Genomic DNA, 11,967 nt, shown 5'->3' with positions numbered 1-11,967 from the left:
TATTGATCGATAGGTTATTCATCTAACGATAATACCCAAACTAAAGATGCGAGCGGTTTTAATTCGATATTAAAATTTCCGATGCTATTTTCAACGGTGAAGACTTGTTGGCGAACGCCCTCAATATGTTCATCTAGCAAGTAATTGCCATCCGTTATTTTGAGCTTTTGGATGACATCATTTGGGACCTTCAAGTGAATACTCGCAGTGGCGTGTTGACTGAAATTAGCAGCAACAATGGTTAGCTCTTGGTGGTCATAGCGCAGAAATGCGTAGACTGAATCACTCAAGTTATTGCACTGGTGTAAGTCTTGGTAATCACCTGTTATCGACGAGTGCTCTAGCGAAAAATTCAATACTTTTTGATAGAAGTGACGTAGTTGCTTTTCGTTATCGTCTAGTAACTCACCATCGAACGCGCCATTGTTCATCCATTTTTGGTGTTGTGGGACTCCGATGTAATCGAATATAGAGGTACGTGAGGGTTGTCCAAAGCCTGCATCTTCCGCTCCCGGTTCGCCAACTTCTTGCCCAAAGTAGATCATGGTTGGAGAACTGCTCAATAACGCGCTGACGAGCATTGCTGGTTTCGCGATATTCGGATTGCCAACAAAGTCTGGAGAAGCGATGCGTTGCTCATCATGATTATCCAAGAAGTGCAGCATGTGATGTTCAATATCCATCATCTGATGTTGGATCTCAGGGATGATTGCCGTTGAAGCCTTACCTTGCATTATGGCTTTGAGGCCGTCGTACAGATCAACCTTGTCATAGAGATAGTCCATTTTTCCTAAGCGGATATAGTCGCGATACAAGCCCGGTTGATATACTTCAGCCATTAAAAAGGCATCTTGGTTTTTCATCTTTATCGATGAATTGAGGTAGCTCCAGAATTCGACTGGAACCATCTCAGCCATGTCGTAGCGGAATCCATCAACACCTTTGCTTAACCAAAACAAGGCGATGTCTCGGAATTTAATCCAAGAGCTAGGCACCGCTACCGATTCCCAGAAATGATGATGCTCTCGGTAATCTCGTTGAGCATAGTCATTCGGTAGTTCAGGGAAGTCTTTTGAACCGTCTGGTTGCACGCCATAATTGATTTTCACCGTTTCATACCAATCATCGAAACTAGGCTTGGCTAAACGTGAGCCGTTACCCGTCCATTTGGCGGGCGTCTCGATAAACCGGGAACTTAGGTTAGGGTGCTGCTCACCACCAAGTGGGGTAAAGGCGGGCTCGATATCTGGCAATTCAAAGGTGCTGTTGGGAATGTAGTAAAAGTTATTGTCTCTGTGGTATTCCAGCGTTGTGTCATCGTGGGCACCAAAGTCACAGACGCCTTGTGGGTTGTTTAAGCCTTTATAGTGACGCGCAACGTGATTCGGTACGATATCGATGATCACTTTTAAACCGTTGTCGTGGCTTCTTTTAATTAACGCTTCGAACTCCTCTAACCGATGTTCAGGATTGTTGGCGAGGTCAGGATTGACTGAGTAGTAATCTTTAACCGCATAAGGCGAGCCTGCGCGTCCCTTAACTACGTTAGGGTGATCGTCTGAAATGCAGATGTGCTTGTAATCATTGATGACGGCGTGATGTGGCACTCCGGTATACCAAATGTGAGTCATTCCGAGTTTGCGGATTTCTGACAGCGCTTTGTCGGTAAAATCACTGAACTTACCGACGCCATTTTGCTCGATTGTGCCCCATGGAACATGTTGGGTGTTTTTATTGCCAAATAAACGCGTAAAAACTTGGTAGATGGCGTACTTTTGGTTGTACATATTTATAATTCCTTTAACTTCCATCATGTTATGTAGGGATGAAAGGGCTGTTTATTCTTTGCAGGCTAACCGAATTACAATATGCCTTACTCATCCTTATCAAAATCTACAGGGCGTAATTGCCACAGTATGTGAGCTGTTACCCAAAAGGAGTTGATGTTGTCTTCATCTATTCAAATCGCCATCACCTATCTGGTGTTGGTGGCGGTGTCTGCGTTGTTTGCAGAAAGTTCGAAAGCGCTGTTGGCGTGGTATTTAGTTATCGGTGTGGTGACGTTTTTTGTATACGCAAAGGACAAGAGAGCAGCGATCAATGGTAATTGGCGTGTGCCTGAGAAAACCCTGCACATTTTGTCTGTTGCTGGTGGCTGGCTAGGAGCGTTGATTGCTCAAGATAAGCTGCGCCATAAAACGCAAAAGCAGCCGTTCAGAGCAATTTATTGGCTGACTGTGGCAATGAATGTAGCAGCGTTTGTGTGGACGTTAACCCCAAGCGGGCAGGCGATATTTGGGCGTTGGCTTAGCGAGATTATTGGATACTTGTAATGAAATTGATGGCCAGTAATCACTTACTAACCATCATAGGGAAACTATCTGGTTACAACATCGGAATCGTTGAGGCTAGAAGTAAGCCCGCCATACCGTAGTTGAAGCTCTTGATGCGCACTGGTGTTGTTAGCCAGTGTTGCAGTTGTTTGCCTGCTGCCGTCCAGAATGTCACTGATGGCAAGTTAGCTAGCGTAAAAATTGCTGCGATGATCGCAAGTTCCCACCATGAACTGCCGCTGCTATAAACGGATATCGCCGTCAGTGCCATCGACCAACCTTTCGGGTTTACCCATTGAAAACTTGCCGCGCCGAGAAAGGTCATCGGCTTATACGCTTCGGTACTTTTGGCTTTGCCGCTTAATGCTATCTTAATGGCTAGGTAGATGAGGTAAGCAAGGCTCAGGTACTTCAAGACTTGGTGCGTCACTGGGTACGCGTTGAAAATCCCCATTAAGCCGAAGCCGACCAATAGCAGCATGGCTGCAAACCCTAGAGCAATGCCAAGCATATGCGGAATCGTGCGGGCAAAGCCAACATTGGCACCTGATGTCATGAGCATGATGTTATTTGGACCCGGCGTGAAGGTCGAGACAAACGCAAACAAGGCAAGTGCGCTAAGTTGTTCTAAAGGCATAATGGTTCTCCAGCAATAAAATGAACGAAGTGACTGACCGGTCATGACTTTCACGTGTTGAGAAACATAGTAGGTGGAAAGTGAGGCAATTATGTGCTTTTATTCCCTCTATTATCACTAAATGCACAATAATAAGTACCTATGGATAGATTTGACGAAAGGATATTGCAAGAACTTAAATTGGACGGCAGAATCTCCAACATTGAGCTTTCAGAACGGATTGGCTTGTCGGCTTCTGCGACCTTAAGGCGCGTCCAGGATCTTGAGCGTAAAGGTGTCATTCAAGGTTACCGTGCGGTTCTGGATAATGGGCTGATGGGGGTCGGTTTTATTGCTTATGTTTCGATTGGTTTATCAAGCCACAGCAAATCGGCTCAGCTAGAATTTGAACAACACGTCAGCATGGAAAAAGAGGTGGTGGAGTGCCACAACATCACTGGCGCTAACGAGTACTTGCTGAGAGTCGAAACCAAAGATCTGCCGGGCTACAAGAAGTTTCATGCCGATGTGCTTGGGGAATGTGCTCAGGTTCAATCCATAACGACTATGGTTGTGATGGATACCCCTAAAGATGAACGCTAATCGAGTTTTATTGTAGGAGAGGCAAAGTGCCAAATACCAATCAGTTGTTATTGTTCTTAGATGTGGTTCAACAAGGGTCGTTTACCAAAGCGGCAACCTTGCACGATATGGACAACTCATCGCTCTCTAAACAGATCAAAAAGCTGGAGCAAGATTTAGGTGTTCAGCTTCTCAACCGTTCTACGCGTTCGTTCTCGTTGACGTCTGCAGGGGAAGATATTCTCGCACAAACTTATGTGCTGAAAGATACTATCAATCAGATCCAAGGCATTGCAGATTCATACCAGTCTGAACCAAAAGGTGTGTTGCGAATTACTTCACCGATCTATTTTGGCCAGCAATATCTGCAACCTATCATCACTCAGTTCATGAGAAAGTACCCGGATGTTCAGATCGTGCTGTCATTGGACGACAAGATCGCCAACATTATCGCAGGGCAGTTTGATATCGCATTTCGCTTCAGCAAACTTGTTGAATCGAATTTGATTGCGAAGAAGATTGCCGACAGTAACTTTATGTTGGTCGCCTCGAACGACTTTGTGAAGCAGCATGGTGAGCCGAAGACGCCACAAGATTTGCTCGCGTTACCCGCTGTAATTTATACCAATGGTGATATGACAGTCGATCATCTGCGTATCAGTGAAGAGCCGCACGGTAATACTTTCCAGAGCCTAACGATTCGTGGCAACTATAAGGTGAGTGATGTTCGCACCATGGTGTCTTGCGTTAAGGATGGTTTAGGGTATGGTTTCCTCGATCAATCAAACTTGTATGCCTCAATGAAAGAACTTGGCTTGGTCACTTTACTTCCAGACTACCCAATCTCTACTGCTGATACGGCTATTTATGCCGTTTATCCGCACCGTAAGCAAACCAAGCTGGTTAAAGAATTCATCACTACGGTTCAAGACTATATTGGCTCTCCGACGATTTGGGAGAAGATGCAGCAAGGTTAGTTATTTTTCTAATCGTTCAAACACAAAAAAGGAGCCAGATCGTTAAACAATTTGGCTCCTTTTTATTCGTCCAGTTGTCACTAATTTACAATGTAAAGCTTAGCTATAGCTGGCGTGAGCAACTATCCGGTCTCACTGAAAGGCATGACTACTCACGAAAGCCGGTTACTGCTCTTTAAAACGAATTAGTGATCATTAATCACTTCTTTACCACTTGGGTAGGCTTTTGAACCCAGTACATGACCGTCGACTTCTTTGCCATAGTAACCTTGGTGGCTGTGGTAACGCTTAGCATTGCCGGCAACATCGCCTTTGTATCGAGGGTCTTGTGGGCGTTCATGACTGTTTACAAACGCTGCCACATCCCACGCATCCTGAATTGACAGCTGTTGGCTTTTTCCAAGCGGCATGTTTTCGTAGATGAAGTACGCGGCGGTGTTTACGCGGTGCATACCTGCGCCCCAGTTGAATGAATTTTTGCCCCAAAGTGGTGGTAGGTATGAGCGGCCGTCGTCCCCTTTGATACCTTCACCATTCTGTCCATGACAGGTTTGGCAGCTGGTTTGATAAACCTTTTCGCCACGCGCTATCGACGGTTCTTGTTCAGGGTTAGCAATCTTAGGGTAGCCGCGACCTGCAAGCTTGCTGCGGTCATCGATTGGGTATTTGCTTAACAGCTCTTCAGGAAGAGGGAAGCTCTCCGCTTTTCCTCCGACTTGTAAATCTGCATCGCTAAACTCAGGAACGGGTGTGTCTTGCATGCCGTTCTTATCCAAGATACCGCCCATTGCCAACCAGTACGAGTAAGCGGTTAGCGCGACCATCTCTTTTGAGCCCACTGCTGGTGGTAAACCATTCATTGAGTAAGTGAAACAGCCTTGGATACGTTCTGCGTAGCTGTTTACTTTGTCATTTTTAGAGCGATACGCAGGGTAAGCCATATACGCTCCCCAAAGAGGCGCAGCATTTGGTTTCATGCCCGCTTGCATGTGGCAGTTGACACAGTTTTGTTCATTGCCTACGAACGTACCACGCATCTGTTGTGAATCGACAAACAGCGAATAACCCAGTTTTACTTTGTCGCCAAACTCCCCTGCAGGAATATCTACCAAGTCTCGTGGCACTAGATATTTGTTATCTTGAGGCTTCTCAACGGCTGGTAATTCGGTTTGGCGATCAGGCAACTCAGCTTCGGCATAAGCGATTCCAGAGGCAAGGGTTGCGGTAATTAGAAGTAGTGTTTTCATGCGAGCCCTTTAGTATCGGAAAGATGCGAAGTAGTACGACAGGTTTTTGATTTCATCGTCGGTTAGCTTGCCCGCGATGTTGCCCATCATGTTCAAATCATCACCCTTCCGAGTGCCGTTTTTCCAAGCGTTGAGCTGAGTTTGAATGTAGTCGGCATGCTGGCTCGCTAGGCGTGGGAACTTGTCGACACCCATACCACTTGGCCCGTGGCATGTTGCACAAGCGGGAATGTTTCGATCCCAATCGCCTTGGAATATAAGTTTACGATAAGGGTTATCGATATCAGCTTGTGAGCCGCGCTGTTCTAAATCGGTGAATTCGTATGAAGGCAGTGATGCAAAGTATTCTGCAACCTCACGACGAACGGCAGGGTCAGACACACCGTCAGCCATCCCCTTCATGATCGCGCTTTGACGCTCGCCACTTGAGAATAAGACTAGTTGATGTTCTAGGTAGTCCGCATTGAGCCCTGCTAGCATCGGGGCGATGTTAGGCATGCCTTTACCGTCGGCTTGGTGGCAGCTGCTACAGGTTTCTGCGGCTTCTGGCATTGGGTTAGGCGCTGCTTGTGCAAAAGCGGATAAAGAAAGGCTTCCTAGAGCAGCGATGCAAAGCGTTAAAGTTTGAGTTTTAATTGTCAGCTTAGTCATGAGGCGTCGCTATTGGTTGTAATGCACGCATTTTCGACATAATTGGTTGTTCGCGCTATTGTGGATTTCCACATTAATTCACTTGGAACTTGAGGCGAGTCTCACATTAATAACCTCAATCGTCATAATGGAATTGATGTGAACTTCTATAGACTGATCCAACTGCCGTTAACGAAATGCAAGGGAACTGCCATGTTCGCCTCGGTGTAACTGTTTGTTAAGGCTCTTTATGGCACCGATTTTATAAGCATAGACGCTTGATGGGGCTAGGTGAGAAACTTGTAGAGAAGTGATGTGAAGAATTGATGGTTTGGCGTTGAGTAGGTTAGAAAAAGAAGAGCAACCTCGAATTACGAAGTTGCTCTACTGTGCTCAGTCTTGAATTGACTGAAATAGCTGAGCTTGTAACGCCTAGACTTTGTAGATCTTAGCTGGAAGCGCTTGTCTTGCTGCTGCGCCCACAACCCAATCCAACATCACGCCTTTGCCTTCTCTCGTCGGATCAATCAAGCCAATATCATTGATGTTAACGCCATCGTTTGACTTCATTTTCACTGGTTGTTGTGTATCACCAATCCAGTGTGCACGCTCACCGAGTTCTTTGTGTCCAAAGCCGTGTTCAAAGCCTAATGTTCCCTGTTTTATACCATCAATCACCATTGCCAACGCATGTGTGGTTGAGCTCGGTGTTTCAATGGCAAATACGTCACCAGTTTTGATGCCTGCAGAAGAGGCGTCTTGTGGGTGAATGTAAACCGGGTTCACGCCTTTGATGGACTCTAAGCGTGGTGACAAGTTAGACACCGCACTGTGAATGTTGGACTTAAAGTTGGTCAGGGTGAACGGCCACTCTTTTGCTGGGAACTGCTCTGCCAAAGGTGTGCCGTCTGCCAGCTTCTGTGGATACCAAGTCGGGCAACCCATGTATTGCTCACCACTGATAGTGTTGCGAGAAGTACCAAGCTTTTCATTCCAGATAGCTAATGGCTTGGTCCATTTGTACTTCATAGTTTCATTAGTATACGCATTGGTGGCGTCTTCAAAACGACCGCCACGCGCAAAGATATAAGCTACTTTGAGCATCTCTTCAGGCTTGAGCGTTTTGTTCATCACAGGCACTAGGCGCTCAAGACCAGACCAAACAATATCTTCCGCATCCACATTCGGCACGCCACCTTTTACGAACGCTAAGTTAGCAGCCGAGCGCAGGTAGAAGTCTTCAGCGCTATGAATACCGTGCCAGTTACCTTGGTTGTCTTTGATTACGTTATCGCCAAAACCACCTAAGCCCAGTGTTTTCGCCAGATCAATAAAGAAGTTCTCTAGGTTGATGGCGCGCCCGTCTTGAGTGCGTGAGGTTTTAGGCTCAACAATCGGCCAACGAGCGGTGATCGCTTTGGTCGCGACACCATGCCACGGTGTTGCCATGCCCCAGCTTTCGTAGGTCACCGTGTCTGGCACGAGGTAATCCGATAAGGTAGTCGTTTCATTGATAAAGGCATCGATAGACACGATCAAGCCAAGCTGTTTGGGATCCTTAAGCTTCTCGCCTAGCAGGTTGTCTAAGCCTGGGACACCATATAGTGGGTTCGCCATGTGGTTGATCCATGCTTTTGCACGGTAAGGGTAACCGTCAATCGCAGCTGATAAGTGCTCAGTTAAAAGCGGAGCTGAGATTGGGTACCACGGAGCACGTGTCGGGTAGGGGGATTCACCGGCGGCAACGCGACGTTTGTATTCGCTGGTTTTTTGATACGGGAACTTGCTGCGGGACAAGAACACGCCTTGAGGCTTAGTCTTACCTTTAAACTTAGTAAAGTCGTAGCGTGGGCCTGCAACCGAAGTCGGGTAGCCACCCGCTTTCGCCATCGCACCGCCTTTCGCGTTGATGTTACCGATCAGCGCGTTCAGCATTAGGATAGAGAACGAGTTGTAGAAGCCGTTGGTGTGCATGTTGCCACCGTGAGTATCCACGACTGCTTTCGTCCCGTAACTGGTAAAGCGTTTCGCTAGCGCAATAATTTGGTCCTGCGGGATCTCACACTGCTCACTGTAGTATGCAAGGTCATATTTGAAGGCTTCTTCCTTCAATCTTTGCAGAGAAGACTTAACACGAACAGTCTGACCATTGATTTCTACGTCTTGATCGACGAACAGCGCCGCTTCATTCACCTGAATATGTGATGATAACAGTGACGTTGTCACATCTAGTGCGATAAATCCGTCATCGTCAGACATCGGTTCGCCTGTTTCTAGCAATCCAATATCCGATGCACGGAGCATACGTCCATTTTGTGGGTGTGTTTCGTCACTGATCACAAGGTGTGAAGCATTACACCAATGCGTGGTGCCTGCTTTTTGCATCGCTTGTGCGCTTGGGCGAGACAAGAAATCGTGATTGTAGCGCTGGTTTTCGATGATCCATTGGATCATGCCCAATACTAATGCTGAATCAGTGCCCGGTTTGATCGGTAGCCAGTTGTTACGATCGCCCGCCGCAAGGCTCGATGATCCTGCTGGAAGGCTTGGAGTCACAATGGTGTAGCTCAGTTTTCCATTAGTACGAGCTTCAGCCAGTTGTCGTGCTTGACGCTTAAACGGGTTACCCGCTTGAGCCGGAGACATACCGATGAAAAGAATGAACTCAGCGTTGTTGAAGTCGGGCTTTAAGTGCGAGAACTTGTCTAAGTCATTCATGATCGCGCCAGAACCCGCGCGGAATGCGTAACCACAGTAAGAGCCGTGGTGACCAAAGTTGCGTGTTCCGTAGCTGTTAAACGCAAAGCGCTTCAAGATGTCATCACGACCTTCATTACCGGCATTAGTCACTAGTAACTGGTTGGCTTTAGGACCGTATTCAGGGTTGTTCGGATCGAGCGGTGTTTCGATATCACGAATCGATCTTAAGCCCTCGACTTCGCCCTCTCCGAATAAGTTACCACCTTCGGTGATCTCAGAGATGAGTTGTTCGTAGCTGATCGGCTCCCATTTACCTTCACCACGCTTACCAACACGTTTGAGCGGTTGAGTGATTCGGTACGGGCTGTTTTGAATCTCTAACATGCCATTACCACGGGCGCAGGCTGTCGAACGATTGTTGATACCGGATTCACCAGACAAGCCAATGTAGGCGTCTTTTACGGGCGTTTTGAACGGGATCTGTTGGTCGCTTGATAGCGGGTGGTAAGGGTTGCCCGAGATGCGCAAAATCTCGTCATTGCGATTATCTATACGCACACGTAAGCCACACAATGTCCAGCAGCCAAAACACATTGATGGTGCAACGCGTTGGTTTGGATTCGGCGAGATCTTACCTTGCTCATCGACACTGTATTCCGTCTCGAGTGAGTTACCGTGATGGATGTGATTGGTTTTCTTACCTGCGGTGCCATCAATAGCACCGTGAACCATATGCTTTGTGGTTGTCGCATAACCTGCAGCAAAAGCTCCAACACCACCGGCAGCAAGGCCTGTTTTCAAAAATTGACGACGTTTGTTATCCATGATGATTCCTCAGACTACAAGCTATGTGAGCGGTTAAGTGGTGACGGTGTGTTTTGGTTTGGCTTTGATGTTGCCTTTGGCGCAGAGCCAGTTGTTCGTGTAGATACAATAGGTTGTGTAGATCCAATAGTTCGAGTAGACACGATTTCAGAGGCGAACAACGCAAGTGCTAACCAAAGGCCACACATACCAACAATGCCAAGTAAACCAGCGCTACCCATTGGCAGTTCATAGGGGAATGGACCTACATCAAAACGTGGAATGGTTTGAATCTCCATCATGGTCACCCAACGCACCGCCCATGCTGAAACGATGGTCGCTAGCGCTATGCAGACAATTCCTAGCTTGCTTTGAGATAGACGTTGCAGTGGCAAAACTAAGATCATGCACAGCAAAATGCTGGTGGTCATGATGCCTAGATTGATTCCCCAAGCGTTGTTCTCGTAGAGATTGAAGTGACCATGGTTAGATGCCCAGATCGACGTGAGAATGATGGCAAGGCCACCTGTTAAGGTAATGGTTCTTTGTATCAGAGCTAGGTCTGTTGGTTTTAAGCTTGGCTTGCTTGAAGGCAGTAGAGCCCAAATCAACAACGTTAAGCCCGTTGCAGCAAAGAAGGCTGTTGTGAACCAAAGCAGCGGGGAAGCCGGTTGATGCCAAAGCGGTCGGCTCGCCAAAATTGCAATCTCTGCGCCTGTATAAAGCGCGATGCTTAGGCCCGAAATAGCCGTCACAGCAGCGAGTGCAATCATCAGCTTTGACGATATTTGCCATTGACCTAGCGTCAGCCAAGCCAAACGTTTTAGAAGTGGGTTTTCACTTTTCTTAAGCTGTGCGATGTCGTCACGTAGGTAAACCCAAGCAGTCGCGACAGCTAGCCCAGAGAATAGAGGTAGAAACAAAGCGCCTAATGACATCCATGACCAAGGCGTGATGTGGGCGTAGAAGTGCCAAGCACGTCCCGGTTGGTGCAAATCACCGGTTAATGCTAATGGCCCAACAATCGCGCCGATGGCCATCACAAGCACAAGGGCAGAACGGAATTGATGGCTGGTTGAGTTTTTGAATATTAGTGCAATTAAAAACAGAATAGCCGCCGCATAAGCCGAACCGATGTAGAAGAAATATTGAACCGCCCACGGTAGCCAAGCGATCTCTTGAGCGGGAACTAACACCTCAGTGATATTCATGCTATCTCTCCTTGTTTGCCTTGTGCTGCGATTGCCGAGTTTTGTTTGCTAAAGGATGAGTTATCGATGGCGGCTGGATCATAAATCGCAGGCTGGCCTTCGATATGGCTAACGAAACGTTCGTTCATGCCGATATAGAAAACATGTGGGTTGGTATTTTGCTCTGGCTTGAGCACCTTGATGTCGTCTTGGTTTTCATTCAGCAGACGATTGATCTCGCTGTTTGGATCTTTCAGGTCACCAATGACACGTGCGCCTCCAACACAGGTTTCGACACAAGCGGGCAGTAAGCCGTCTTCAAGGCGGTGTGCACAAAAGGTGCATTTGTCAGCGGTAAGCGTGTCGTTGTTAATGAAACGCGCATCGTAAGGGCAAGCTTGAACACAATAAGCGCACGCAACGCAGCGTTCGTTGTCGACCATCACGATGCCATCTTCACGTTGGAAGGTCGCTTGAACAGGGCAAACCTTTATGCAGGGTGCGTTGTCACAGTGATTACAAAGGCGAGGCAACATGAAAGATTTCACGTTTTGTTGAGCTGTCGAACCATCATCAAGGGAGACTTCATACTGTTTTACCGTGGTTCTGAACTGGCCAATCGGCGCTTGGTTTTCAACGCTACAGCCAACAGTACATGCCTGACAGCCAACGCATTTACGTAAATCAATCGCCATCGCGTAGCGTTTACCTATTTCGCCTTTGCGGTCAGGTTGGTTGTTATTGCGAATGGCTGTGCTCGCGACTGCGGTGTTGATTCCGGCAATGGGAATGAGCGCAGCACCGGCGGAAACTTTACCGAATTGGCTGAGAAACCGTCTTTTCAATGAGTCCATAGTGGTACCTATAAATGGGTATTCGTTCTGTTGA

The 11,967-nt window shown here is 47.3% G+C and carries 10 protein-coding genes; 3 read left to right on the top strand and 7 right to left on the bottom strand.

Annotated features, from left to right (window positions below; genetic code table 11):
- Positions 1 to 14: 14 nt before the first annotated feature.
- Positions 15 to 1,787, bottom strand: coding sequence for an alpha-amylase family protein (locus tag OQJ75_RS10245; protein ID WP_265973081.1), 1,773 nt, complete (start codon positions 1,785 to 1,787; stop codon positions 15 to 17).
- A gap of 156 nt (positions 1,788 to 1,943) precedes the next feature.
- Here OQJ75_RS10245 and OQJ75_RS10240 point away from each other — a divergent pair, with 156 nt between their 5' ends.
- A complete protein-coding gene (locus OQJ75_RS10240; protein WP_265973082.1) occupies positions 1,944 to 2,333 on the top strand; it encodes a DUF1294 domain-containing protein in 390 nt (129 codons plus the stop codon).
- A 52-nt stretch (positions 2,334 to 2,385) separates the two neighbouring features.
- Here OQJ75_RS10240 and OQJ75_RS10235 read toward each other — a convergent pair whose 3' ends face one another.
- The gene (locus OQJ75_RS10235; RefSeq protein WP_265973084.1) at positions 2,386 to 2,970 is read right to left on the bottom strand and encodes a LysE family translocator; all 585 of its coding nucleotides are present in this window, start codon (positions 2,968 to 2,970) and stop codon (positions 2,386 to 2,388) included.
- A gap of 141 nt (positions 2,971 to 3,111) precedes the next feature.
- Here OQJ75_RS10235 and OQJ75_RS10230 point away from each other — a divergent pair, with 141 nt between their 5' ends.
- Positions 3,112 to 3,552, top strand: coding sequence for an Lrp/AsnC family transcriptional regulator (locus OQJ75_RS10230; RefSeq protein WP_102357329.1), 441 nt, complete (start codon positions 3,112 to 3,114; stop codon positions 3,550 to 3,552).
- Positions 3,553 to 3,578: 26 nt separating this feature from the next.
- Complete coding sequence (locus OQJ75_RS10225; protein ID WP_102517235.1) at positions 3,579 to 4,508, top strand: LysR family transcriptional regulator; 930 nt, start codon at positions 3,579 to 3,581, stop codon at positions 4,506 to 4,508.
- A 185-nt stretch (positions 4,509 to 4,693) separates the two neighbouring features.
- Here the strand turns inward: OQJ75_RS10225 and OQJ75_RS10220 are convergent, their stop codons facing one another.
- The 5 genes from OQJ75_RS10220 to dsrO all read right to left on the bottom strand — a co-directional run bounded on the left by OQJ75_RS10220 (position 4,694) and on the right by dsrO (position 11,933).
- Positions 4,694 to 5,755, bottom strand: coding sequence for a c-type cytochrome (locus OQJ75_RS10220; protein WP_265973089.1), 1,062 nt, complete (start codon positions 5,753 to 5,755; stop codon positions 4,694 to 4,696).
- 9 nt (positions 5,756 to 5,764) lie between these two features.
- Entirely contained in the window at positions 5,765 to 6,406 is a 642-nt protein-coding gene (locus OQJ75_RS10215) for a c-type cytochrome (protein WP_265973090.1), read from the bottom strand.
- A 411-nt stretch (positions 6,407 to 6,817) separates the two neighbouring features.
- Positions 6,818 to 9,910 carry a tetrathionate reductase subunit A gene (locus OQJ75_RS10210; protein ID WP_265973091.1) on the bottom strand — a complete coding sequence of 1,031 codons (3,093 nt, stop codon included), beginning with the start codon at positions 9,908 to 9,910 and terminating at the stop codon, positions 6,818 to 6,820.
- 14 nt (positions 9,911 to 9,924) lie between these two features.
- Entirely contained in the window at positions 9,925 to 11,100 is a 1,176-nt protein-coding gene (gene nrfD / locus OQJ75_RS10205; RefSeq protein WP_265973093.1) for an NrfD/PsrC family molybdoenzyme membrane anchor subunit, read from the bottom strand.
- Entirely contained in the window at positions 11,097 to 11,933 is an 837-nt protein-coding gene (gene dsrO, locus OQJ75_RS10200) for a sulfate reduction electron transfer complex DsrMKJOP subunit DsrO (protein ID WP_265973094.1), read from the bottom strand. Before dsrO ends, nrfD begins: the two co-directional genes overlap by 4 nt.
- Positions 11,934 to 11,967: the final 34 nt, after the last annotated feature.

This window comes from Vibrio sp. 14G-20, from assembly GCF_026241515.1.
In the GTDB taxonomy this organism is placed as follows: domain Bacteria; phylum Pseudomonadota; class Gammaproteobacteria; order Enterobacterales; family Vibrionaceae; genus Vibrio.
The sequence above is the reverse complement of the archived record's forward strand: the minus strand, read 5'-3'. Positions and strand labels throughout refer to the sequence as shown.

Bases quoted from the DNA above. Each gene is read 5' to 3' on its own strand.
- OQJ75_RS10245 (WP_265973081.1), bottom strand. From the start codon at position 1,787: ATGTACAACCAAAAGTACGCCATCTACCAAGTTTTTACGCGTTTATTT.
- OQJ75_RS10240 (WP_265973082.1), top strand. From the start codon at position 1,944: ATGTTGTCTTCATCTATTCAAATCGCCATCACCTATCTGGTGTTGGTG.
- OQJ75_RS10235 (WP_265973084.1), bottom strand. From the start codon at position 2,970: ATGCCTTTAGAACAACTTAGCGCACTTGCCTTGTTTGCGTTTGTCTCG.
- OQJ75_RS10230 (WP_102357329.1), top strand. From the start codon at position 3,112: ATGGATAGATTTGACGAAAGGATATTGCAAGAACTTAAATTGGACGGC.
- OQJ75_RS10220 (WP_265973089.1), bottom strand. From the start codon at position 5,755: ATGAAAACACTACTTCTAATTACCGCAACCCTTGCCTCTGGAATCGCT.
- OQJ75_RS10215 (WP_265973090.1), bottom strand. From the start codon at position 6,406: ATGACTAAGCTGACAATTAAAACTCAAACTTTAACGCTTTGCATCGCT.
- OQJ75_RS10210 (WP_265973091.1), bottom strand. From the start codon at position 9,910: ATGGATAACAAACGTCGTCAATTTTTGAAAACAGGCCTTGCTGCCGGT.
- nrfD (WP_265973093.1), bottom strand. From the start codon at position 11,100: ATGAATATCACTGAGGTGTTAGTTCCCGCTCAAGAGATCGCTTGGCTA.
- dsrO (WP_265973094.1), bottom strand. From the start codon at position 11,933: ATGGACTCATTGAAAAGACGGTTTCTCAGCCAATTCGGTAAAGTTTCC.